Origin of the sequence: Pseudomonas sp. GM79, assembly GCF_000282495.1 — a bacterium.
Taxonomy (GTDB): domain Bacteria; phylum Pseudomonadota; class Gammaproteobacteria; order Pseudomonadales; family Pseudomonadaceae; genus Aquipseudomonas.
Genome location: NZ_AKJE01000035.1, coordinates 1 through 22,540, shown reverse-complemented (window position 1 = coordinate 22,540; position 22,540 = coordinate 1). Strand labels below are relative to the sequence as shown.

Sequence of the window (22,540 nt, the reverse complement as noted above, 5' to 3'; positions counted from 1 at the left end):
GGTGACCGAGTATGGATGATCACGGACGTAGCCCTTCTTCCAACCAGCCAATCCTTTATGTACTCGATACCAACGTATTGATTCACGATCCAAACGCCCTCCTTAATTTCGAAGAACACCACGTCGCCATCCCGATGACCGTGCTTGAAGAGCTGGACAAGCTCAAGAGCGGGCATCACAGCGTTGCCGCGGAATGCCGCCAGGCGATTCGCCTGATCGACAAGACGTTGGGCGATGCCAGCCCCGAAGACGTCGAACTCGGCGTACCGATCCAGCGCGGCAAGAGTGGGCCCAAGGGTTTGCTGTCAATTCTGATGAGCAAGCGCACTGAGCCGAACATCATTCTGCCCGAGCATCTGAACGACAACATCATCATCAACCAGTTGATCGACCTGCGCGCACGCGATGCAAAACTGCCCGTGGTGCTGGTCACAAAAGACATCAACATGCGCCTCAAGGCCCGGGCTTGCGGGATTGCGGCCGAGGACTACAGCACCGACCAACTGGTCGACGACGTTTCGTTGCTGCCCAACGGTTATCACAACATGACCGGTTCGTTCTGGGATCGGGTGAGCAAGGTAGAAACCCGGCAGGATCATGGTCGCACCTGGCACCAGGTGCAGCTGATCGACAACCTGCCTGCGGTACACGTCAACGAGTTCATCATCGACGAACAGGGCTTTGTTGGCTGGATCAAGGAAATCCAGGTCGACAAGTTGCTGATCCTCGACCTGCATCAGGAGCCTCTGTTGCATCAGGAAGCCTGGGGCCTGAAACCGCGTGACATCTATCAGAGCCTGGCGCTGTACGCCTTGCTTGATCCGGACATTCACTTGGTCAACCTGTCCGGCGCGGCCGGTTCCGGTAAAACCATCCTGGCCCTGGCGGCGGCCATCGAGCAGACCATGGTCAGCAAACGCTACCGGCGCATCATCGCCACCCGCAGCGTGCAGGGGCTCGACCAGGAAATCGGCTTCCTGCCTGGCACCGAAGCGGAAAAAATGGAGCCTTGGCTCGGCGCCATCACCGACAACCTCGAAGCGCTGCACATGGACGACGAAAACACCCATGGCAGCGTCGACTACATCCTCAGCAAAGTGCCGTTGCAGTTCAAATCCCTCAACTACATCCGAGGCCGCAGCTTCCAGCAGAGTCTGATTCTGATCGATGAATGCCAGAACCTTACGCCGCACCAGATGAAAACCATCATCACCCGTGCCGGCGCCGGTTCCAAAGTGGTGTGCCTGGGCAACCTGGCACAGATCGATACCCCTTACCTGTCCGCGACAAGCTCCGGGCTGACGTACTTGACCGAGCGCTTCAAGGACTTCCCCAACGGTGTACACATCACCCTGCAAGGGGTGCCACGCTCGATTCTGGCCGAATACGCCGAATCGCATCTGTAATCGCTTCAACAGAACCGGGCGGCCCAAAGCCGCCCGGTTTTTTATGCCCGACACAAATCAAATGTGGGAGCGGGCTTGCTCGCGAATGCGGTGTGTCAGTTGAAGTAAATAGTGACTGACACACCGCATTCGCGAGCAAGCCCGCTCCCACAGTGGGTTCGTGGTGATCCGATAATCAAACGTGCGGAAATTTGACCCACAGGTTTACAATCGATGCTCCTGATCAGGAGTATCCCTGTGCTGACTCATCTCGATTCCCAAGGTCGCGCCCATATGGTCGACGTCACTGAAAAAACCGTGACGTTCCGTGAAGCGACGGCCCAAGCGCTGGTGCGCATGCTGCCCGAAACCCTGCAGTTGATTGTCACGGGCGGCCATCCCAAGGGTGACGTGTTCGCCGTGGCGCGGATCGCCGGCATCCAGGCGGCGAAGAAAACCAGCGATCTGATTCCTTTGTGCCACCCGTTGATGCTCACCGGCGTCAAGGTCGAACTCAGTGCCGAAGGCGACGACACCGTGCGCATCGTGGCGTGCTGCAAGTTGTCCGGGCAGACCGGCGTCGAAATGGAAGCGCTGACCGCAGCCAGCGTCGCTGCGCTGACCATTTATGACATGTGCAAGGCCGTGGATCGCGGCATGACCATCGAGAGCGTGCGGCTGCTGGAGAAACTCGGCGGCAAGAGCGGTCATTTTCGGGCGGATCAGCCATGAACATTACCGTGAAGTTTTTCGCCCGTTACCGTGAAGCGCTCGGTGTGGACTCGGTGAAGGTCGAAGGTGATTTCGCCACGGTCGACGATGTGCGCGCGCTGCTGGCCCAACGTGACGGCGCCGAAGTGCTGAGCGAGCAAAACCTGATGTGCGCCCGCAACGAAGACCTCTGCCAGCTCGACGAGCCGGTGAGCGATGGCGATGAAGTGGCGTTTTTTCCGACCGTGACCGGGGGCTGAGCCATGGCAATTCGCGTGCAGTCCACGCCGTTCGACCCGGGCGCTGAAGTCAACGCCATGCACGCAGCCAATGTGGGCGTTGGTGCGGTCGTGAGTTTTGTCGGCTACGTGCGCGACTTCAATGACGGCCTCGACGTCGCCGGGATGTTCCTTGAGCACTACCCGGGCATGACCGAAAAAGCCTTGGGCAAGATTGCCGCGGAGGCCGAGCAGCGCTGGCCACTGTTGAAGCTGGAAGTGTTGCACCGCATCGGCGCGCTTGAGCCGGGCGAGCCGATCGTTTTCGTCGGCGCCGCCAGCGCCCACCGTCAGGCGGCATTCGATGCCTGTGCCTTCGTCATGGACTATCTGAAAACCCGCGCGCCGTTCTGGAAGAAAGAAAACACCGGGGACGGGCCGCGTTGGGTGGAAGGGCGTGACAGCGATCATGCGGCGGCGGATCGGTGGAAGCAGTAAGCAACCCTTCGCGAAGACCGCGTCGCGGTTTCGATTATTAACAATCGCTTAAAGGTTAATCCGTGCTTAACCGGTTTATCGTTTATTCCCCCGACTTCAGCGGCCCGTTCAAGGCTCTCAAAGGGCAGGGGCTGCGTGTAGACTTCCGGACAACCGATATCCACGGACACAAAAGGGAAACGCGATGAGCGAGGAAACCATGCGGTTGGGACGTGAGCGGCGCTATCTGGTGTTGCTGGGCATTATCTGCCTGGCGCTGATCGGTGGCGCGCTGTACATGCAAGTGGCTCTGGGCGAGGCACCATGCCCGCTGTGCATCCTGCAACGCTACGCGTTGTTGCTGATTGCGCTGTTCGCCTTTATCGGCGCAGCGACGCGCACCCGCCGCAGCGTCACGCTGTTCGAAACGTTGGTGGTGATCTGCGCCATTGCGGGCGCCGGGGTGGCCGGGCATCACGTCTATACCCAGTTTTACCCGGCGGTCAGTTGCGGTATCGATGTGCTGCAGCCAATCGTCGACGGCCTGCCGCTGGCGAAGATCTTCCCGCTGGGCTTCCAGGTCGACGGCTTCTGCTCTACACCGTACCCGCCGATCCTCGGCTTGTCCCTGGCACAGTGGGCGCTGCTGGCCTTCGTGCTGATCGTGGTGCTGGTGCCGCTGCTCATTTCGCGTAACCGCAAAGCGCTGCGCTGAGGCTGTACGTCGTACTGTTGCAGGAAGCAAAAAAACGCCCCGGTTCTCGTTGAGAGGCCGGGGCGTTTGCATATTCGCAGGTCAGGTAAAAAGACCTTGATGCTCGACAAGGAAGGGTGCGACACGTATGCGACATGTTGTCACAGCTTGAGTGTCGCAAGGCATTTCAAATCGCTGATTCAGGGCATCGCTTCGCAGCAAAAACCTGCTCTCCCAGGCACTGTCGGTTTCAGCGCTCGTCAGTCGAAACAGGCAGTTTTAACAGGGCCTGGAAAATTGGCAAAGCCCTTGTCACATAGGGGGTAGAGCCGGGTCGAAGACGAGCGCAGAGCCTTGGAAGCTGTCTGAACTTCGCGTGGTAGACCTACTATTTTTGGTGTTTTTGTTGAGAATGAATTTCGATACCATGGCGCACTTTTGCAAAAGCCGTTAATGATTGTTGTCGGATCGGATATAAATTATTTCGGGATGAGACATGGTTTATGAATCGTTACATATCTACAATCGCCCGCACTGAATTCCCGGCACTGCTCACCCTTACTCAGGTGCATGAGCAGAACCAGGGTGTCGAGAGGCCTGATGGCTTCATGCGACTCCCAGGTGTCGGTGCCTTCCGACTATCCGCACCAAATGGAATTGGTCTGTAACAAGGCCCTTGACCACGAATTCGAATAAGAACTCACCGCAGGCCCAGCAATTGTCGAACAGCGTCTGACGCGCGACGGGCAGGCCCTTATTCAATCCAAGAAAAATGCCAACCCTTGGCAGGGTGAAGTGTTGGCGATCAAAACCCAACTGCATTGCGCAAGCTGCTTTAGAGGTCGTGAGATGAGTAAAAACAGGTACCCCAGACTACTAGGCTTATTGCCGCTGCTCGGCACGTTGTTGCTGGGAGGCTGCAACATGACCTTGCTCGATCCCAAGGGCCAGGTCGGCCTGGATGAGCGAAACCTGATCATCACCGCAACGCTGCTGATGCTGTTGGTCGTCGTGCCGGTCATTTTCATGACCTTCGCGTTCGCCTGGAAATACCGCGCGTCCAACAAAGACGCCGTCTACACGCCTAAATGGTCCCACTCCACCAAGATCGAAATCGCGGTGTGGACTATTCCGGTACTGATCATCATTGCCCTGGGTTACGTCACCTACAAGTCGACCCACGCGCTTGACCCTTACAAGCCGCTGGAATCCGACGTCAAGCCAATCACCATTGAAGTGGTTGCGCTGGACTGGAAGTGGCTGTTCATCTACCCGGAACAAGGCATTGCCACGGTCAACAAGATCGTGTTCCCGGCGCACACCCCGATCAACTTCAAGATCACTTCCGACGCCGTGATGAACTCGTTCTTCATTCCGGCCCTGGGCGGTCAGATCTACGCGATGGCGGGCATGCAGACCAAACTGCACCTGATCGCCAACCAGAACGCTGAAATGGACGGTATCTCCGCCAACTACAGCGGCGCGGGTTTCACCGGCATGAAATTCAAAGCTATCGCCACTTCTCAGGAAGATTTCGACGCCTGGGTAAGCGAAGTCAAAAAGGCACCTAAACAGCTTGAACAAGCTGAATACGCAGCCCTTGCCAAGCAAAGCCAGAACAACCCAGTCGAGCTCTACTCCTCGGTCACGCCGAACCTGTTCCAGATCATCGTCGACAAGTACGAAGGCATGAAACCGGGTCCGAAGGTCAAGCACGAGAAGAAAGAGAAAGAAGTGGCCGCTACGCAAGGAATGGACATGAACTCGCATTCAGCTGCCGGGGCAGAGGAGTAAACGATGTTTGGTAAATTAAGTTGGGAAGCGGTCCCGTTCCACGAACCGATCGTGATGGTAACCATCGCCATGATCGCGCTCGGTGGTCTGGCGCTGTTCGCTGCAATCACCTACTTCAAGAAGTGGACCTATTTGTGGACCGAGTGGCTGACCTCGGTCGACCACAAGAAAATCGGCGTGATGTACATCATCGTCGCCATGGTCATGTTGCTGCGCGGTTTTGCCGACGCCATCATGATGCGTACCCAGTTGGCCATGGCCACCGAGGGTTCGCCTGGCTACCTGCCACCGGAACACTATGACCAGATCTTCACCGCTCACGGTGTGATCATGATCATCTTCATGGCGATGCCATTCTTCACCGGCCTGATGAACCTTGCGGTGCCGCTGCAGATCGGCGCGCGTGACGTTGCCTACCCGTTCCTGAACTCCCTGAGCTTCTGGCTGCTGGTATCCGGCGTGGTGCTGATCAACCTGTCCCTGGGCGTTGGCGAATTCGCCAAGACCGGTTGGGTTGCTTATCCACCGCTGTCGGGCCTGCAATACAGTCCGGGCGTGGGGATGGATTACTACATCTGGGCACTTCAGCTATCCGGGTTGGGTACGACGCTGACGGGGGTCAACTTCCTGGCCACCGTGCTGAAAATGCGTACCCCTGGCATGAAGCTGATGGACATGCCGATCTTCACCTGGACCTGCACTTGGGCTAACGTCCTGATCGTGGCTTCGTTCCCGATCCTGACCGCTACTCTGGCACTGCTGACACTTGACCGTTACATGGATTTCCACATTTTCACCAATGAACTTGGTGGCAATCCAATGATGTACGTCAACCTGTTCTGGGCCTGGGGTCACCCCGAGGTTTACATCCTGATTCTGCCGGCGTTCGGGATCTTCTCCGAAGTCATCTCGACCTTCACCGGCAAGAAACTGTTCGGCCACCACTCGATGATCTACGCCAGCGGCGCGATCTCGATCCTGGGCTTCATGGTCTGGCTGCACCACTTCTTCACCATGGGTTCGGGTGCCAGCGTCAACGCCTTCTTCGGTCTGGCGACGATGCTGATTTCCATCCCGACGGGTGTGAAGCTATTCAACTGGTTGTTCACCATTTATCAAGGCCGTCTGCGTTTCACCAGCCAGGTTCTCTGGACCCTGGGCTTCATGGTGACCTTCGCCATCGGCGGCATGACCGGCGTACTGCTGGCCATTCCGGGTGCTGACTTTGTTCTGCACAACAGCCTGTTCGTGATCGCGCACTTCCATAACGTGATCATCGGCGGCGCGGTATTCGGCTACATCGCAGGTTTCGCCTTCTACTTCCCGAAAGCGTTCGGCTTCAAGCTGCACGAAGGCTGGGGCAAGGCAGCGTTCTGGTTCTGGATCAGCGGCTTCTTCGTCGCGTTCATGCCGCTCTATGCACTGGGCTTCATGGGCATGACCCGTCGTCTGAACGCCACCACCAACCCTGAGTGGGTACCGTACCTGTACGTTGCCATGTTCGGTGCGGTGATGATCGCCGTCGGTATCGCCTGCCAGCTGATCCAGCTCTACGTGAGCATCCGTGACCGCAAGCTGCCGCAGAATATGTGTGAACACGGCGACCCGTGGAATGCCCATACCCTGGAATGGTCGACCTCCTCGCCACCACCGTTCTACAACTTTGCCGTGCTGCCAAAAGCAGAAACCATCGACCCGTTCACCGAAGCCAAGGAAAACGGCACCGCATACAAGGCTCCGGCCAGGTACGAGCCGATCCACATGCCAAACAACACCGCCACCGGTGTGGTCATGGGTGCTCTGTTGACCGTGTTCGGTTTCGCGATGATCTGGCACATCTGGTGGTTGGCCGTCGCAAGCCTGGTCGGCACTGTTGTGTACTTCGTGATCCACGCTGCACGTGATGATCAAGGCTATATGGTGCCGGTCGACGTAATCGAGCGCATCGAAGCCGAGCAGCACAAGCGTCTGGTAGCGGCCGGGAAAGTTCCAGCCACCGCCACCCGTGTTGAAACCTCGTTGGAACAGGCTTAAACCATGTCGAACTTAGTGACCAATGCTGGACACACCCATGTCGATGGACATGGGCATGATGACCATCACCACGACTCGGGCGAGATGACCGTATACGGTTTCTGGCTCTACCTGATGACCGACTGCATTCTGTTTGCGTCGATCTTCGCGGTGTACGCGGTACTGGTTAACAACGTAGCGGGTGGCCCGTCGGGCCACGACATCTTTGAACTGCCATACGTGCTGGGCGAAACCGCGCTGCTGTTGTTCAGTTCGATCACCTACGGCTTCGCCATGCTGGCGTTCTACCGGGGCAACAAGAAGCAGGTCCTGGGCTGGTTGGCCATGACCTTCCTGTTCGGCCTGGGCTTCATCGGCATGGAGATCAACGAGTTCCACATCTTGATCTCCGAAGGCTACGGCCCTAGCCGTTCCGGCTTCCTGTCCGGGTTCTTCACCCTGGTCGGGACCCACGGTCTGCACGTGACCAGCGGTCTGATCTGGATGGCGATCATGATGTATCAGGTCAACAAGCATGGCCTGACCTCGACCAACAAGACCCGTCTGAGCTGCCTGAGCCTGTTCTGGCACTTCCTGGACGTGGTGTGGATCTGCGTATTCACCGTTGTTTATCTGATGGGGACTATGTAAATGGCTAACGCTCATTCCCACGATAGCCACGACGCCGGCCACGGCAGCGTCAAGTCCTACGCTATCGGTTTCATTCTGTCGGTGATCCTGACCGTCATTCCATTCGGTCTGGTGATGTACCCGACGTTGCCGAAGTCGATCACCCTGTTGATCGTCCTGGCGTTCGCGATCGTCCAGGTGCTGGTGCACCTGGTGTACTTCCTGCACCTGGACCGTTCGGCCGCGCAGCGTAACAACGTGATTGCGTTTGTCTTCGCCGCGATCGTGATCGTCCTGCTGGTTGGCCTGTCGCTGTGGATCATGTTCAGCATCCACACGTTCATGATGGCGAAGTGAGGTAAGTCCGCATGTCCCTCAAGCACTTTATCCAAATCACCAAACCGGGGATCATTTTCGGTAACGTGCTTTCTGTGGCAGGCGGATTTTTCCTGGCCTCCAAAGGGCATGTCGATCTGGCCATTTTCCTGGCTGCGATGATCGGCACGTCCCTGGTGGTCGCTTCCGGTTGCGTGTTCAACAACTGCATCGACCGCGACATCGACCTGAAGATGGAACGCACCAAGAACCGTGCGCTGGTCCAGGGCCTGATCTCCCTGAAACTGGCCCTGGCTTTTGCGACCATCCTTGGTGTTTTCGGCGTTGCATTGTTGTACAAGGTGGCCAACCCGTTGGCTGCGTTGTTCGCGGTGATCGGTTTCGTCATCTACGTCGGTTTCTACAGTCTGTACCTCAAGCGCAAGTCGGTTCACGGCACGCTGGTGGGCAGTCTGTCGGGGGCGATGCCGCCGGTGATTGGCTATGTGGCTGTGACAAACAGCTTCGACATGGCCGCACTGACGCTGCTGGTGATGTTCAGCCTGTGGCAGATGCCGCATTCCTACGCCATCGCAATCTTCCGCTTCAACGATTACCTGGCCGCATCGATTCCGGTGTTGCCGGTGAAGCGTGGAATTGAAGTGGCCAAGAAGCACATCCTGCTCTACATCCTGGCGTTCCTCGTGGCGACCTTGATGCTGACCTTCAGCGGCTACGCCGGCATGAGCTACCTCGCCGTCGCCGCAGCCATGGGCATGTATTGGTTGTACATGGCCTGGACCGGCTACAAGGCAGTGGATGACACGGTCTGGGCACGCAAGCTGTTCGTGTTCTCGATCTTCACCATTACCGCGTTGAGCGTGATGATGTCGCTGGATTTTAAAGTGCCGAGTGAGCTGTTGCTGACTTACGCGCCTTAAGCTTCGGATGCGGTAAAGAAAAGCCCTGCCCTTCGAGAGAAGGGCGGGGCTTTTTATTGGGTTGTCCTGATAGACCGCGTCGCCACTTTCGCGAGCAAGCCCGCTCCCACACGGATCGACATTGCCACAATTTTTGTGCTCGATGCCGAGCCAATGTGGGAGCGGGCTTGTTCGCGATGGCTGCGCCGCGATGTATCAGAAAAAAGTTAATAGGCGAACAGACAATAAAAATCCCCGCTCTGATGGCGGGGATTTTTATGTGCAGCGTATAGCGTTACTGCGCGGCGATGCTGTAGCCGTCGAACGCGGTTTGCTGCTGAAGCGCGGTGATGATGTTCTTGCGGTTGACCGCTTGTTCGGCCCCGGCATTGTCCAGGAACGTTTCGCTTTCCAGCTCGGCTTCATCGCCTTCGCCGACGAAAGTGAAGCCCAGGAATTCCAGCGCTTCTCGGTCAACGTTCAGGCGCGAGCGCGGGGTGCGCAGGGGCAGGGTGACGCTGATGCCGTCCTTGCTGATGGTGAACACTTCGACGTCTTTCTTGGCGCGAGCCGCTTTGCTTTTGCCGCTGCTCGGGTTGCTGATGGCCTGGTGAGTCTGGTTCAGTACCTTCAGCGCCAGGCCGTAGACGATTTCCTGGAACGCCGGGTCGTCCTTGAAACTGGACAGAATGCGACTGATCGGGAACTTGCTGCTCAGGTCTTCCAGGGCAGCAATGTCGGCCGCTTCGGCATCTTTCAGTTGCTTGAGTTCACCCATCAATTCGTAGGCTTTGTCGTCGTCGAAGCTGTCATGAGCCTGGCGAATCGCGGCGCGCAGTTCGCGGATCTGGTCGCTTTCCCGGGTGGATTGAAAAGCATCCAGAACCATCTCGCTGATGGTCTTGGCCTGAGGCACGTGTTGTGAAAGATTGATGGAGTTTTCGTATTCCGCTTTGGACGACAAGGTGACTACGGATTCAGCGGTATTGGAATCGGACATTGAAATTTCACTACTTCTTTTAACTTGGATTGAGGCGAGAAAGCACGAAGCCTTTTCAGGCCGCCTAATCTATTGGACCGAGGCTGCGTTGTCACGGATGAACAGGCGGCTGGTCAGCATTTTTGCCAGCGCTGTCGACTATTTCCCCATCGAATTTATATTCATCGAGCGAGCCACGCTTTGTTCTGCCGTTTGCTCATCCACCGGCAAGGAAAAACGAAAGGTCGCGCCGCGTCCGGGCACATCAATCAGCTCAATCTCTCGACCGTGCAATTGCAGGATCCGGTGCACGATCCGCAGCCCCAATCCGCCATCGCGCCGTGCGCCGCCAATGTTGAACGGGCGCAGGAACAGACCTTCGCGCAGTTCGGGAGCGATTCCCGGGCCGGTGTCGCTGACGGTGACTTCGATGAAAGACCCTTGAGGGCGGAGGCTGAGTTCGATTTCTCCACCTTGGGGCGTATGGCGCAGCGCATTGTCGAACAGGTTGGTCAGCACCCGCTCGATCAACCCAAGATCTGCGCAGGCCGCCGAGACGTTGGGGGCGAAGGTGGCCTTGAGTTCGATCTGGCGCGCTTCGGCGCTGAGTTCGAATTTCTGAAAGATGTCCTGCACCAGATCGGTCAGCGAAAAGCGCTCCAGCACCGGTTGCACGAAACCGTGCTCCAGCCGCACCAGTTCCAGCAGCGATTGCGCCAGGCCACCGACCTTGCGGCTTTGATCCAGGGCAATCCCAAGATAACGACGGCGATCGGCGGGGGACAATGTGGCGTCCTTGAGCGACAGGGTCTCCAGGTAACCGTGCAGTGAGGCCAGCGGTGTGCGCAGGTCGTGGGAGATGTTCGCCACCAGTTCGCGACGTTCCTGATCCTGGCGGGTCAGCGAGCGCCATTGTTCTCCGAGGCGCGCTTGCATCTGCCGGAAGGCGGCGTCGAGGATGGCAATTTCATCGTGGCTGGCGGCTTTCTCTACCGGCTCTGGCTCGGGCAAGGAGGGCGCCGCCGACGGCACGCCGTTGATGTCGAACTGACTGACTTTTTCGGTCAAACGACGCAATGGCCGGGTGATCAGGCCAAATGCCGTGAGGCCGGCTATCAGACACAACAATGCCACCAGCCCAATGGATAACAGCGCGGTATTGAGCGCCGCGCTGGTGGCGCCGCGTTCGGCGAAGCGATCGTGTTCTTCACTGAGCAACACCACATAGAGATAACCGGCCGGCTGACCATTGACCCGCAACGGCGCAGCACTGAAAACCTTGCTGCCATCAATGCTGCGCGGATCGTCGCCGAGAATCGGCAGGGCTTCGCCTTTGAGCAAACGCAGGATTGGCGCCAAGTCGACTTGCTCTCGGCGTATTCGACCCTCGGGCGCGGCGCTGCCGACAATTCGCCCCCCGGTGTCGAGCAGATAGACCTCGACACTGGGGTTGACCAGCATCAACTGGCTGAACAATTCGCGCACGGCATTGGGCATCGGGCCATTGCGGTCCATCAGCACGGTGTCGTGGGCGATGTGCTGCGCCAGATCCCGCGACAACCCCTGCACCACTTCCAGTTCATGCATCTGGTTGGAGCGCACCTGCATCCATGCCGAGGTGCCGCAGCACACCAGCAACAGCACGGCGAACACCAGGGACAGGCGTTGGGTCAGGGTCAACCTCATGGCTGTTCTCCGCTCGTCGCGAATTTGTAACCACGACCCCACACGGTGAGGATGCGCGCCGGTTGCGCCGGATCGGCCTCGATCTTGGCCCGCAGGCGGTTGATGTGGGTGTTGACCGTGTGCTCGTAGCCTTCGTGGCTGTAGCCCCACACCGCGTTGAGCAGGTCCATGCGCGAGAAGACCTTGCCGGGCTGGCGGACGAAGAAGTACAGCAAGTCGAACTCCCGCGGCGTGAGGTCAAGACGACGGCCATCGAGGGAGACTTCACGTGTGATCGGGTCGATGGCCAGGCCATCGCTGATCAGGCTGCCAGCATCCATTTTCAGGTTGCGGGCCATGGCGTCGACCCGTCGCAGCAATGCCTTGACCCGTGCCACCAGCTCGAGCATGGAAAAGGGTTTGGCCAGGTAGTCGTCGGCACCGAGTTCCAGCCCCAGAATCCGATGGACTTCGCTGGAGCGCGCACTGGTGATGATGATCGGTGTGTAGCGAGTCATGGCCCGGGCGCGGCGGCAGATTTCCAGGCCGTCGACGCCGGGCAGCATCAGGTCGAGAATCAGTGCGTCCCAGCTTCCTTGCTGCAGCAGTCGCATGCCCTCATCGCCATCGGCGCAGTGCACCACCTCGAACTGCTCATCGCGAAGATGCAGGCAGATAAGGTCGGCGATAGGCAGGTCGTCCTCGACCACCAGGACGCGTTTGGTCGGTTCCATGGAGCTCAATCCCTCGTGATGCAATGAACAACATTGTGCGGCTTTTCCTGAGGCCGAGTTATCACGAATTGTTTAACTCCTCGTGAGGATTTGGCGATCAACTCAAGCCTAGGCTGTGTTCCATGCAAGGCATCTGGAATTTTGGAGAAGGCCCATGTTTTCACGGCGACAGTTTCTTGTAGCGAGCGGCGGGCTTGGGGCTGCAGCCCTGGTGGTCGGTGTATTGCCAAAATTTTCCGCAAGCGTCGCGCTGATCGATGAGACCCGCGCGGAGGAGGTTTTCGAGGTGACCCACAGCGATAGCGAATGGCGCGCCAAGCTCAGCGCCGAGCAGTACGAAATCCTGCGCGAAGAGGGCACCGAACGGGCCTACAGCAGCCCGCTGAACAACGAGCACCGTAAAGGCGTTTTTGCCTGCGCCGGTTGTGATCTGCCGTTGTTTTCTTCCGACACCAAGTTCGACAGCCGCACTGGATGGCCGAGCTTCTGGGCGCCACTGGACAACGCGGTGGCCACCCGTCAGGACCGCTCCTTCGGCGTGCTGCGCGAAGAGGTTCATTGCCGTCGTTGCGGCGGTCACTTGGGCCATGTCTTCGAGGACGGGCCAAAGCCCACCGGTCTGCGTTACTGCATGAACGGTCTGGCGCTGACTTTCAAGCCACAGGCGTAATCCATGGGCACTTCCTTCCACTCACTTCACGCAGGTCGACGTTATGTGGCTTCTGGTCCTCGCTTATCTCGGTGGTGTGCTGACGATCGTCAGCCCGTGCATTCTGCCGGTATTGCCCTTTGTCTTCGCTCGCACCGGGCAGCCGTTTATCAAGAGTGGCTTGCCGCTGCTGGCGGGGATGGCGCTGACCTTCGCGCTCGTCGCCTCATTGGCGGCGGTGGGCGGCGGTTGGGTGGTGCAAGTCAATCAGTACGGTCGCTGGCTCGCGTTGCTGTTCGTTGCGCTGTTCGGGCTGACGCTGTTGCTGCCACGGTTGGCCGAGCGCCTGACGCGACCATTGGTGGCGGCCGGCGGTCGGCTGTCGGAAGCCGCGGCTCTCGATACCCGGCCGCGCCCCGGCGCTTCGTTGCTGATCGGTGTCGCCACGGGCCTGCTTTGGGCGCCCTGCGCCGGGCCGATTCTGGGCCTGCTGTTGACTGGCGCGGCGCTGCAAGGGGCAAACATCGCCACCACCTTGTTGCTACTGGCTTACGCGGCCGGCGCCGCCACCTCTCTCGCCGCGGCATTGCTGCTGGGCGGTAAAGTCTTCGCCGCGATGAAGCGCTCGATAGGCGCAGGCGAGTGGCTGCGTCGAGGCTTGGGAGGCGCGATGCTGGCGGGTGTAGTGGCGATCGCCTTGGGGCTGGATACCGGGATTCTGGCGCGGGTCTCGACGGCATCCACCGGCGATATCGAGCAGGCGCTGGTAAATCGGCTGGCCGGTAAGTTGCCGACCGGCAGTGGGGCGATGATGTCGCAGATTCCACGGGGCGGCGATCAATCCGTCGGCAGTATGAAAATGACCGCCAAGATACCGGGCGAACTGCCGATTGAAGGCAACCTTCCATCGCTGGACGGCGCTGTGCAATGGCTCAACTCTCCACCTCTCACCGCCCAGGCCTTGAAGGGCAAGGTCGTGCTGGTGGATTTCTGGACTTACTCCTGCATCAACTGCCTGCGCACCCTGCCGTACGTAAAGGCCTGGGCCGAGAAGTATCGTGATCAGGGCTTGGTGGTGATCGGCGTCCATACGCCCGAGTTTGCCTTCGAACGTGATGTAGGCAACGTCACCAAAGCCATGAAAGACCTGGGCATCACTTATCCGGTGGCAATCGATAACGACTACAAGGTTTGGCGTGCTTTCAACAACCAATACTGGCCTGCCCACTATTTTGCCGATGCTCAAGGGCGCATTCGTTACCACCACTTTGGCGAGGGCAAATACGCCGAATCGGAGCGAGTGATTCAACAACTGCTGCATGAGGCGGGCGCCGAGAAGGTCGCGGACGGGCTGATCAATGCTCGTGCCGAGGGCGTCCAGCTCGCCCCGGACATGAGTGAAGTGCAATCGCCGGAAACCTATATCGGCTACCGACGGGCGGAGCATTTCGTTGCTCAAACCGATCTGGCGCCAGACAAGATGACGGCCTATAGCCCGCCGTCCCGACTGGCCCTCAATAACTGGAGCCTGGAGGGCCAATGGACGGTCGGTCCGGAGCGGGCCGTTTCGAACGCACCGGCCAGTCGAATCGTCTATCGCTTCCACGCTCGCGATCTGCATCTGGTATTGGGCCCCGGTGCTGATGGCAAACCGGTGCGTTTCAACGTGTTGATTGACGGCAAGCCCCCTGGTACTGCCCACGGTGTTGACGTGGCGCCGGATGGCAGCGGCAGCGTTACCGAGCAGCGGTTGTATCAATTGGTACGCCAGACCGCAGGCGTAAAGGACCGGACATTCAGCATTGAATTTCTCGATCCGGGTGTGTCGGCGTATGCATTCACCTTTGGTTGATAGCCGTTTGGTTGATAGCCCCATTCATTCAGGAGACAAGCCATGAAAACCCTATTTAACTGGCGTCGCACCCTGCTGGGATTGGCCGCAGCCAGTTTTATCGGTCAGTGCGCCGCGTTTTCTTTCGCAGGCGCCGAAGAGGCGGTCATCATTGCGCCACCAACACTCGACGAGAACACTGAAGCCCGCAGTGAAACGGCAATTTTTGCCGGCGGTTGCTTCTGGGGCGTCCAAGGGGTATTTCAACACGTCAAAGGGGTGAAGAACGCTGTATCCGGTTACGCGGGTGGCACAGCCGACACCGCTCAGTACGAGCGGGTCAGCAATGGCGATACCGGTCATGCGGAGGCCGTCGAAGTCACCTACGATCCGGCTCAAGTCAGTTATGGCAGCCTGTTGCAGATCTATTTCTCGGTGGCCCATAACCCCACCGAACTCAACCGCCAGGGGCCGGACCGCGGTACTCAGTATCGGTCGGCGCTATTCCCGAAAAGCGCCGAACAGCAACGCGTCGCCCAGGCTTACATCACCCAGCTAGACGCTGCCCATTCGTTCAACAAACCCATCGTCACCAAACTGGAAACCTACAACGGTTTCTACCCGGCCGAGGAAGAACATCAGGACTTCCTGACCGAACATCCGACGTATCCTTACATCGTGATCAATGACCTGCCGAAGGTGGCGCAGTTGAAACAGTTGTATCCGGATCGGTATCAGGAGAAGCCGGTGTTGGTGAAGGCTGGTCAATAGTGCATTGGCTACTTCAAGCGTGAGCGTTCCATCGCAATGGTCGACGTTTCAAAGCCAAGCTTTGAAAAGAAATCTGAAGCGCCTTCACGGCCTGCTCGCAGAACCCAGGTAATGGCGGTGTTGTCGCCCATGACATGCTCAACCAGTGCGCGACCGATGCCTTCACGCCGATGCTGCCCACACACGACAACCATCGACAGATAACCATTGGACAATCCGTCGGTGATACCTCGGGCAAACCCGACGATGTGGGAGTCCGTTATCGCAAGAGCTGTACGTTGGGAATTAGCGATCAGCTGCGCGAAATGCTCGGATGAGCCGGTGCGGTGAGCCCAGCCATTCTCGCCAAGAAAAAGTCGCACGGACTCCACGTCCGAGGGCTGCGCATCACGGATAAGCACGGGAGTATTCATCCCGAAATTACATTCTTGCCCGCAATCTTCGATCGATACAGCGCCTGATCGGCCCTGGCCAGCAACCCTGTCTGTTGCTCTTCTTCAAAGCGTTGCACCACGCCAAAACTCATGGTGACTTGATAGTCCCCGACCGGTAGCAAGCTCGACAGGCTGTGACGGATTTTTTCAGCGAGTGCCCTTGCGTCGGCCAACAAGGTATTGGGCAGGATCATGATGAATTCGTCACCGCCCCACCGTGCCAACAGATCGCCTTCGCGCACGCAGTGCTTCACGCTCTCGATCACCTGCACCAACGCCGCATCACCCAGGGCGTGGCCGTAGTGATCGTTGATGTTTTTGAAGTCATCGATGTCCATGGCGATCAGCGACAGGGGTTGGCGAAAGCGTTGGGCGCGGTCGCATTCCTGGGGCAGGGCCTTTTCCAGTCGATAGCGATTGGCGATGGAGGTCAGCACATCGGTTTCCGCCAGTTTGCGATTCTCTTCGAGTTGAATCTGCAACTGCTCATTGACCCGAGACAACTCACGGGTGCGTTCTTCGACGATGGCTTCGAGGGATTGATTGCGCCGTTCCATTTCTTCGAACAGGCGTTTCTTGTCTTCGATACTGCGGTGCGCGCCGACCATTCGTGCCACCGAGCCGTCGGCATTACGTGCCAGCACATAGCCGCGATCTTCGATCCAGGTGTAAGTGCCATCGCGCATGCGGCAGCGATACTCGGCTTGATAACCGGGTGCGCGCTGATTCAGGTAGTCATCAAACAGCGCCATGACCCGCGAGTAATCGTCGGGGTGGATCACGTTTTCCCAGGTCAGCACAGTGTTATCCAGGGAATGAGGTGGATAACCGAGCATCTCGTACCACCCGGGGTTGCGGTAGACGAACCCGGTGTTGGCGTTCCAGTCCCAGATGCCATCGCTGACCAGTTCCAGAATGGTGTGCAGCATGTCTTCGTTAAAATCTGACAGATTGAACTTCAACGGCTCGATATTCGATGCCTCACCCATCATCGGTCTCCCTGCCGAACTGATATCAACGTGACTCGCCAGTCGGGGAGATTAGTTCATGGGGTATTGCCCCTGCTAGAGGGGCGTTCTCAATTAGTTTCCCCAGCGCGGCGGGGAAACTATTTGAGAGCGCCCGCTACTGCTTGCCCCACCTCTGCAGCGCAAAGTCGACGAAGCTGCGCAATTTCGGCAAACGGTAGCGGTCCTGGGCGTACACCAGGTTCATCGGACGGCTGGGCAGTTGGTAGTCCTGCATCAAGGCCACCAGCTTTCCGTCCTGAAGGTCCTGCTCCACCAAGGCATCGGGCACCATCACGATGCCCATACCGGTGCGCGCCGCTTGGTGCAGCCCCGCCGAACTGTTGATCAGCATCGGCCCGCTGACTGCCACCATGACTTCGCCTTCGGGTCCCCTCAGGCGCCATTGTTTGGCTACCGAGTGCCAGTCGTCTCCGGCCGGGTAGGCGAAGGCCAGGCAGTCATGGTGTTGCAGGTCGGTGGGTTTTTCAGGAGTGCCCCGGCGCGCCAGATAGTCCTTCGATGCGCACAGGGTCATCGTGTAGTCGATGAGCGGGCGGGCGATCATGTTGGACATCTCGGTAGTGCCCAAGCGAATCGCCACATCGAAACCGTTGTCGAGCAGATCCAGGCGCTGGTTGGTCAACACGACGTCGAGTTTGACCTGCGGGCAGCGCAAGGCGAAGTCGCTCAAGGCCGGCGCCAGCCGTTCGGTGCCGAAGGTCAGCGGTGCGGTGATGCGCAGGGTGCCGCTCGGCTCGTCGAGGGTCTGTTCGGCCAGCCGTTCGGAATCGGCCACCAGCCCCAATACCTCAAGGCAACGTTGATAATACGCCGTGCCGAATTCCGTCAGCCGCTGGCGTCGTGTCGTACGGTTAAGCAGGCGCACACCCAGACGTTGCTCCAGGGCCCGAAGATGATTGCCGACCATGGTCGTGGACATTTCGCACTGCAAAGCGGCGGCGGTCATGCTGCCGGCTTCCACCACTCTTACGTAAACGGTCATTGCCTGGAACAAATCCATTATCAAGCCCAGCTTTAAAATGATTGAAGTGTTGCAGTGTTTATCCAGCTCAGGTGGCTAACCATACTGCAAAAACACCGACTATTAATGGAGTTTGATGTCATGACCGCCGCCTGCCTGATGAGCACTTATCAACCCTTGGCCCTGAGTTTCAGCAAAGGCCTGGGCACGCGCTTGTGGGATCAGGCCGGCCGCGAATATCTGGACGCGGTGGCGGGCGTAGCGGTGACCAACGTCGGCCATTCCCATCCGCGAATCGTGGCAGCCATCAGCGAACAGGCCGGGCTGTTGTTGCACACCTCCAACCTGTACAGCATCGACTGGCAACAGCGGCTGGCGCAGAAACTGGTTCGGCTTTCCGGCATGGATCGGGCGTTCTTCAACAACTCTGGCGCCGAAGCCAACGAAACCGCGCTGAAACTCGCGCGGCTTTACGGCTGGCACAAAGGCATCGAGCAGCCGCTGGTGGTAGTCATGGAAAACGCCTTTCACGGCCGTACGCTTGGCACCCTGTCCGCCAGTGACGGCCCGGCGGTGCGTCTGGGGTTTAACGAATTACCGGGGGACTTCATTAAAGTGCCATTCGGCGACCTCGCTGCGCTGGAGGCGGTCCAACAAGCCCACGGTCCACGCATCGTGGCGATTCTGATGGAGCCGGTTCAGGGCGAAAGCGGTGTGCAAGTGGCACCGCCCGGTTATCTCAAAGCGGTACGCGAACTGTGCAACCGGCGCGCCTGGCTGCTGATGCTCGACGAAATCCAGACCGGCATCGGCCGCACCGGCCAGTGGTTTGCGTTCCAGCACGAAGGGATTGTCCCGGACGTCATGACGCTGGCCAAAGGCCTTGGTAACGGCATTCCCATCGGGGCCTGCCTGGCCCGGGGCAAAGCCGCCGACCTGTTCACCCCCGGCAGCCACGGCAGCACGTTCGGCGGGAATCCATTGGCGTGTCGAGTGGGGTGCACCGTGCTGGAGATCATTGAAGAGCAAGGGCTGCTGGAAAACGCCAGACTGCAGGGTGAACGCTTGCTCGCCAGATTGCGCATCGAATTGGCCGATGATCCCAACGTTCTGGCGATTCGCGGCCAAGGTTTGATGATCGGCATTGAACTCAAACAACCGATTCGCGACCTGACCCTGATTGCAGCCCGCGATCACGGCTTGCTGATCAACGTGACACGGGGCAAGACCATTCGCCTGCTGCCACCGCTGACGATTGATGAGCGGGAAGTGGAGATGATTGTCAGAGGTGTGTGTCGGGCAGTGAGCGCAGCCTGACATCTATTGGATGTACGCATTCCCTCTGTAGGAGTTGCCGAAGGCTGCGATCTTTTGATTTTCAGCGATTTCAGTTTGGTCGAAAATCAAGATCAAAAGATCGCAGTCTTCGGCAGCTCCTACAGAATCGGTGTCTGCGTCAGTGGAATCAGGAGCAATCAGTCGATTTGTTGCACTGTGCTGACGAAAGCCGTGACTTCATCCCGATTCATCAGTTGAAGTTTCGAACCGCTAAACCCTTCGAACAAGCGCTGATGCGTGGCAAATCCACTGGACCCTTCGCGAGTACGGTAGCTGCCGGCCCATTCCAGTAACGCTATCAGTAACTCGTCATGCTCATCGCGCTTCGCCTCCCGCTGGCGAATATGGCTGACGCAGTCTTCATCATCCAGACACAGCCAGATCAGCGCTGTCGCCTGCTCCACAAGTTCACTGATCATCCAGTCGTAAACACCCTCGATAACCCAGCGCTCTCCACTCGCCGCCACTCGCGCCATTCCCAGTGCTTCGGCGCGGGGACGAGCGATACTGTGTTCATCGGATACCCAGTGAATCAGGTCGAGATCGATCCAGAGTACTTGCAAGTGCTCGGCCAGTCGTTTGGCCAGCCAACTCTTGCCCGAGCCGGAATTGCCGATGATCAGGGTTCGGGTGAGGTTCATGGTGTGCGGGTAATGATTGCTCATGGCAACTCGGGCAAAGTCAGTCAGCCGCTTCGGAAATTTCAGGCGCAATCATCCGCGTCTTCGGCGATCCATCCGCATTGAATTGATAAATATCCTGCGGCTGGCCTTTTTCATTAAAGAACACTTGGCCGATCCCCGCTGAGTTCCAAAGCCGCTCGCCGGCTTCGGCGTGTTCGGGGATGTGCGGAACAATGCGCATGCGCCGGCGCTTGGTCAGCCAGTTCAGCGGCGAACGGGGCGAGTAGAGCCAGCGGTTGAGGCGGTCGAACCATTCGAGCAGCGCTGGCGGAAACTCATTTTTGATACCGCTGCTGGTGATCTGCCAGATTCGTGGGCCAGCCTTGCGGTGTCGGATCAATACTTCGTAGACGAAGGAATAATGCACATCACCGGACAGCACCACGTAGTTACCAGGAGTGCGGGAGTGTCGGAAAATGTTCAGGATTACCTGGGCGGCGCCGCGATGGGCCATCCAGTTTTCGGCGTCCACCAACAGTGGATAACCGCACCAGCTAAACACTCGTTGCACGGTCTCGATCAATTTGACGCCGAAAATCGGCGCGGGCGAAACGATGATCGCCGAGGGATGATCGAGCAATTCCTGCTGCAGCTCGCTGAGCGCTTCCCAATCCAGCAGACCGGACGGTTGCTTGAGCGTCATTTCGCTGCGCCAGCGCCGAGTGCGAGTGTCGAGCACCACCACCGCAGGGCGAGTGGGCAGCACGTAATGCCACTTCTGAAAGCTCAGCAACTCGTCGATCAAGCTATCCTGGACATCGCTGTCCAGGTAAGTATCTTGCCCCGAGGCACTCAATAGGCGGGTTTTTTCCAGCATGCCGCCAAACGCGTCCGGGTTGTTGCCCCAGCCTTGGCACAGCATATAAGCGAGCAGCGCGTTGCCGATGATGCGCTTGGAGAACGGATGGCCGTAGGCCGTTTCCTCCCATTGCGCGGAAAGATTCCAGTCATCGGTAATGTCGTGGTCGTCGAAAATCATCAGGCTCGGCAGGTGCGCCATCGCCCGCCCAACACCACCCAGTCCTTTTTTGAACTCCTCGATGCGCGTCTGCTCCAGGGCGTAACGCTTGCGTCGTTCGGGCGTCAGTGCCGGTGGTTGCGGCGCGATCAGTGTCCAGGACGTGGGCGACCATACTAATAGGTACATGGCCATGACCTCGGCGAAGGTCACCAAATGGTTGTCGGCGCTGCTACTGGTAAAGATCGGCTTACGCGCTCCACCGAAAAATCGTTCGCGCAGGGTTTCGTTGCTCTCAAGCGCCGGTAACAAATCCGCACGATGGTAGTAACTGGCAGGATGCTCGTAGAGTTTGGCGCTGTCGCTGACCACCGCACCGTCGAGGTGTTCGCCGAACAGCCCCAGACGCTCAATCAAGGCATGAATCGCCCGCAACATCGGCCCCGCGACATCATCCGCATATACCTGATCGCCGCTCATCATTAATAGCGCGGGGCGCTTGCAAGCCTCCGGCTCAGACTCCAGCAATCGATCGACGCACAGCAAACCATCAGCCGCTGAATGGTGAGGTTTACGGCAGGAGCCATGCAGCAATTGATCGATCCGCGAGCGCAACACGAAATTCGGACATTGCGCCTCGCCATATAGTAGATGAGGCGCCCATTCGAGAATGCCCGACTGAGTGCCATCCGCGTTGGTGATCAGCAGGTCGTACTCGATCAACGTGTCGCAGGGCAGGGCGGCATCCAGTGGCACATCTATCAAATGAATGAAGGCATGAGTACCGACCGGGATAACCGTGCGTTGTCCCGCATCGAGACTGATGTCGACTCCTTGCAGGCGCAGCGTCAGCGGCAGCGCACGCGACCCTACCAACCACAGTACCAGCCGCGTGGGTTCCAGGCGCCGTAACAGCGGACCGACGAGGACCGGTGGCAATAGGGAGTGATCGGCGGGCAATGGCAAAGATACGGACATCCGGGTTCAAGACTCTTGGTGCAGAGAGGCGGGCGATGATAACGCAGCTAGTGGTGAGGATTGTCTGATGGCCAATGGCTTATGCCTGAATCTGTAACAGATGATCGCCTCGCGAATACATGTGCCATAGGAACTGTAACGGACGCATGCTGGTTTCACCCTGTCCACATCTGGGTGTGTCGATGAGTAAAGCAGGGCTGCTTAATAGAGGCAGAAATCAGCACTCGCCTTGAGGGGTTTCGTTAAGGGGAAAATTAATCGCAACAGGTGGTTGACCACGAAATAAAATGCTGTACTATTCGCCTCCCGCTAACGAGAGATCGAAAGCGCAAGTGGTTGAAGTTACAAAGGAAACTTTGAAAACTTCTGAA

The 22,540-nt window shown here is 58.2% G+C and carries 22 protein-coding genes; 14 read left to right on the top strand and 8 right to left on the bottom strand.

Going from position 1 to position 22,540, the window contains the following annotated elements:
• The first annotated feature begins 11 nt into the window (after positions 1-11).
• From PMI36_RS19300 to cyoE, 10 genes are all read left to right on the top strand, one after another.
• Complete coding sequence (locus PMI36_RS19300) at positions 12-1,406, top strand: PhoH family protein (protein WP_007896403.1); 1,395 nt, start codon at positions 12-14, stop codon at positions 1,404-1,406.
• Positions 1,407-1,643: 237 nt separating this feature from the next.
• Complete coding sequence (moaC, locus tag PMI36_RS19305; protein WP_032830274.1) at positions 1,644-2,117, top strand: cyclic pyranopterin monophosphate synthase MoaC; 474 nt, start codon at positions 1,644-1,646, stop codon at positions 2,115-2,117.
• Positions 2,114-2,356: a molybdopterin converting factor subunit 1 gene (gene moaD, locus PMI36_RS19310; protein WP_008070436.1), complete on the top strand. Its 243-nt coding sequence runs from the start codon at positions 2,114-2,116 to the stop codon at positions 2,354-2,356. The genes moaC and moaD overlap by 4 nt, the downstream gene beginning before the upstream one ends.
• Positions 2,357-2,359: 3 nt before the next feature.
• The gene (moaE, locus tag PMI36_RS19315) at positions 2,360-2,812 is read left to right on the top strand and encodes a molybdopterin synthase catalytic subunit MoaE (RefSeq protein ID WP_008070435.1); all 453 of its coding nucleotides are present in this window, start codon (positions 2,360-2,362) and stop codon (positions 2,810-2,812) included.
• Positions 2,813-2,996: 184 nt separating this feature from the next.
• Positions 2,997-3,506 (top strand): disulfide bond formation protein B, encoded by a 510-nt coding sequence (locus PMI36_RS19320; protein WP_032830273.1) that lies wholly within the window; start codon positions 2,997-2,999, stop codon positions 3,504-3,506.
• Between the two features lie 828 nt (positions 3,507-4,334).
• Positions 4,335-5,279, top strand: a complete 945-nt coding sequence (gene cyoA / locus PMI36_RS19330; RefSeq protein WP_008070433.1) for a ubiquinol oxidase subunit II — start codon at positions 4,335-4,337, stop codon at positions 5,277-5,279.
• A gap of 3 nt (positions 5,280-5,282) precedes the next feature.
• Positions 5,283-7,313, top strand: coding sequence for a cytochrome o ubiquinol oxidase subunit I (gene cyoB / locus PMI36_RS19335; RefSeq protein WP_008070432.1), 2,031 nt, complete (start codon positions 5,283-5,285; stop codon positions 7,311-7,313).
• 3 nt (positions 7,314-7,316) lie between these two features.
• Positions 7,317-7,943 (top strand): cytochrome o ubiquinol oxidase subunit III, encoded by a 627-nt coding sequence (locus tag PMI36_RS19340; protein WP_007896419.1) that lies wholly within the window; start codon positions 7,317-7,319, stop codon positions 7,941-7,943.
• On the top strand, positions 7,944-8,279 hold the full coding sequence (cyoD, locus tag PMI36_RS19345) for a cytochrome o ubiquinol oxidase subunit IV (RefSeq protein ID WP_007896420.1): 336 nt from the start codon (positions 7,944-7,946) through the stop codon (positions 8,277-8,279).
• 11 nt (positions 8,280-8,290) lie between these two features.
• Entirely contained in the window at positions 8,291-9,178 is an 888-nt protein-coding gene (gene cyoE, locus PMI36_RS19350; RefSeq protein ID WP_007896421.1) for a heme o synthase, read from the top strand.
• Between the two features lie 274 nt (positions 9,179-9,452).
• Here cyoE and PMI36_RS19355 read toward each other — a convergent pair whose 3' ends face one another.
• From PMI36_RS19355 to PMI36_RS19365, 3 genes are all read right to left on the bottom strand, one after another.
• Positions 9,453-10,157 carry a hypothetical protein gene (locus PMI36_RS19355; RefSeq protein ID WP_008070431.1) on the bottom strand — a complete coding sequence of 235 codons (705 nt, stop codon included), beginning with the start codon at positions 10,155-10,157 and terminating at the stop codon, positions 9,453-9,455.
• Positions 10,158-10,295: 138 nt separating this feature from the next.
• Positions 10,296-11,822, bottom strand: a complete 1,527-nt coding sequence (locus tag PMI36_RS19360) for a sensor histidine kinase (protein WP_008070430.1) — start codon at positions 11,820-11,822, stop codon at positions 10,296-10,298.
• A complete protein-coding gene (locus PMI36_RS19365) occupies positions 11,819-12,535 on the bottom strand; it encodes a response regulator transcription factor (RefSeq protein ID WP_008070429.1) in 717 nt (238 codons plus the stop codon). Before PMI36_RS19365 ends, PMI36_RS19360 begins: the two co-directional genes overlap by 4 nt.
• Positions 12,536-12,689: 154 nt before the next feature.
• Between PMI36_RS19365 and msrB the strand changes: the two genes are divergently transcribed.
• From msrB to msrA, 3 genes are read left to right on the top strand one after another with little or no spacing between them, the layout of a single operon-like run.
• Positions 12,690-13,205 carry a peptide-methionine (R)-S-oxide reductase MsrB gene (gene msrB / locus PMI36_RS19370; RefSeq protein WP_008070428.1) on the top strand — a complete coding sequence of 172 codons (516 nt, stop codon included), beginning with the start codon at positions 12,690-12,692 and terminating at the stop codon, positions 13,203-13,205.
• A gap of 43 nt (positions 13,206-13,248) precedes the next feature.
• Positions 13,249-15,036, top strand: a complete 1,788-nt coding sequence (locus PMI36_RS19375; RefSeq protein ID WP_008070427.1) for a cytochrome c biogenesis protein DipZ — start codon at positions 13,249-13,251, stop codon at positions 15,034-15,036.
• A 42-nt stretch (positions 15,037-15,078) separates the two neighbouring features.
• Positions 15,079-15,786, top strand: a complete 708-nt coding sequence (gene msrA, locus PMI36_RS19380; protein WP_008070426.1) for a peptide-methionine (S)-S-oxide reductase MsrA — start codon at positions 15,079-15,081, stop codon at positions 15,784-15,786.
• 8 nt (positions 15,787-15,794) lie between these two features.
• On the opposite strand, the gene PMI36_RS19385 is transcribed toward msrA, so the two are convergent.
• The 3 genes from PMI36_RS19385 to PMI36_RS19395 form a co-directional block, all read right to left on the bottom strand.
• Positions 15,795-16,199, bottom strand: a complete 405-nt coding sequence (locus PMI36_RS19385; RefSeq protein WP_008070425.1) for a GNAT family N-acetyltransferase — start codon at positions 16,197-16,199, stop codon at positions 15,795-15,797.
• On the bottom strand, positions 16,196-17,209 hold the full coding sequence (locus tag PMI36_RS19390; RefSeq protein ID WP_008070424.1) for a sensor domain-containing diguanylate cyclase: 1,014 nt from the start codon (positions 17,207-17,209) through the stop codon (positions 16,196-16,198). The genes PMI36_RS19385 and PMI36_RS19390 overlap by 4 nt, the downstream gene beginning before the upstream one ends.
• Before the next feature lie 136 nt (positions 17,210-17,345).
• Entirely contained in the window at positions 17,346-18,251 is a 906-nt protein-coding gene (locus PMI36_RS19395; RefSeq protein WP_008070423.1) for a LysR family transcriptional regulator, read from the bottom strand.
• A gap of 102 nt (positions 18,252-18,353) precedes the next feature.
• Between PMI36_RS19395 and PMI36_RS19400 the strand changes: the two genes are divergently transcribed.
• A complete protein-coding gene (locus tag PMI36_RS19400) occupies positions 18,354-19,529 on the top strand; it encodes an aspartate aminotransferase family protein (protein WP_008070422.1) in 1,176 nt (391 codons plus the stop codon).
• Positions 19,530-19,687: 158 nt separating this feature from the next.
• Here the strand turns inward: PMI36_RS19400 and PMI36_RS19405 are convergent, their stop codons facing one another.
• Together PMI36_RS19405 and PMI36_RS19410 are read right to left on the bottom strand one after the other, a co-directional pair.
• A complete protein-coding gene (locus PMI36_RS19405; RefSeq protein WP_008070421.1) occupies positions 19,688-20,215 on the bottom strand; it encodes an AAA family ATPase in 528 nt (175 codons plus the stop codon).
• Between the two features lie 16 nt (positions 20,216-20,231).
• Positions 20,232-22,169 (bottom strand): alkaline phosphatase D family protein, encoded by a 1,938-nt coding sequence (locus tag PMI36_RS19410; RefSeq protein ID WP_008070420.1) that lies wholly within the window; start codon positions 22,167-22,169, stop codon positions 20,232-20,234.
• Between the last annotated feature and the right edge of the window lie 371 nt (positions 22,170-22,540).

Coding starts and splice junctions, on each gene's coding strand:
- PMI36_RS19355 (WP_008070431.1), bottom strand. CDS start 10,157: ATGTCCGATTCCAATACCGCTGAATCCGTAGTCACCTTGTCGTCCAAA.
- PMI36_RS19410 (WP_008070420.1), bottom strand. CDS start 22,169: ATGTCCGTATCTTTGCCATTGCCCGCCGATCACTCCCTATTGCCACCG.
- cyoE (WP_007896421.1), top strand. CDS start 8,291: ATGTCCCTCAAGCACTTTATCCAAATCACCAAACCGGGGATCATTTTC.
- PMI36_RS19385 (WP_008070425.1), bottom strand. CDS start 16,199: ATGAATACTCCCGTGCTTATCCGTGATGCGCAGCCCTCGGACGTGGAG.
- msrA (WP_008070426.1), top strand. CDS start 15,079: ATGAAAACCCTATTTAACTGGCGTCGCACCCTGCTGGGATTGGCCGCA.
- PMI36_RS19360 (WP_008070430.1), bottom strand. CDS start 11,822: ATGAGGTTGACCCTGACCCAACGCCTGTCCCTGGTGTTCGCCGTGCTG.
- PMI36_RS19390 (WP_008070424.1), bottom strand. CDS start 17,209: ATGGGTGAGGCATCGAATATCGAGCCGTTGAAGTTCAATCTGTCAGAT.
- PMI36_RS19320 (WP_032830273.1), top strand. CDS start 2,997: ATGAGCGAGGAAACCATGCGGTTGGGACGTGAGCGGCGCTATCTGGTG.
- PMI36_RS19400 (WP_008070422.1), top strand. CDS start 18,354: ATGACCGCCGCCTGCCTGATGAGCACTTATCAACCCTTGGCCCTGAGT.
- PMI36_RS19365 (WP_008070429.1), bottom strand. CDS start 12,535: ATGGAACCGACCAAACGCGTCCTGGTGGTCGAGGACGACCTGCCTATC.
- PMI36_RS19340 (WP_007896419.1), top strand. CDS start 7,317: ATGTCGAACTTAGTGACCAATGCTGGACACACCCATGTCGATGGACAT.
- moaD (WP_008070436.1), top strand. CDS start 2,114: ATGAACATTACCGTGAAGTTTTTCGCCCGTTACCGTGAAGCGCTCGGT.
- PMI36_RS19395 (WP_008070423.1), bottom strand. CDS start 18,251: ATGGATTTGTTCCAGGCAATGACCGTTTACGTAAGAGTGGTGGAAGCC.
- cyoB (WP_008070432.1), top strand. CDS start 5,283: ATGTTTGGTAAATTAAGTTGGGAAGCGGTCCCGTTCCACGAACCGATC.
- cyoA (WP_008070433.1), top strand. CDS start 4,335: ATGAGTAAAAACAGGTACCCCAGACTACTAGGCTTATTGCCGCTGCTC.
- PMI36_RS19300 (WP_007896403.1), top strand. CDS start 12: ATGGATGATCACGGACGTAGCCCTTCTTCCAACCAGCCAATCCTTTAT.
- PMI36_RS19375 (WP_008070427.1), top strand. CDS start 13,249: ATGTGGCTTCTGGTCCTCGCTTATCTCGGTGGTGTGCTGACGATCGTC.
- PMI36_RS19405 (WP_008070421.1), bottom strand. CDS start 20,215: ATGAGCAATCATTACCCGCACACCATGAACCTCACCCGAACCCTGATC.
- moaE (WP_008070435.1), top strand. CDS start 2,360: ATGGCAATTCGCGTGCAGTCCACGCCGTTCGACCCGGGCGCTGAAGTC.
- msrB (WP_008070428.1), top strand. CDS start 12,690: ATGTTTTCACGGCGACAGTTTCTTGTAGCGAGCGGCGGGCTTGGGGCT.
- cyoD (WP_007896420.1), top strand. CDS start 7,944: ATGGCTAACGCTCATTCCCACGATAGCCACGACGCCGGCCACGGCAGC.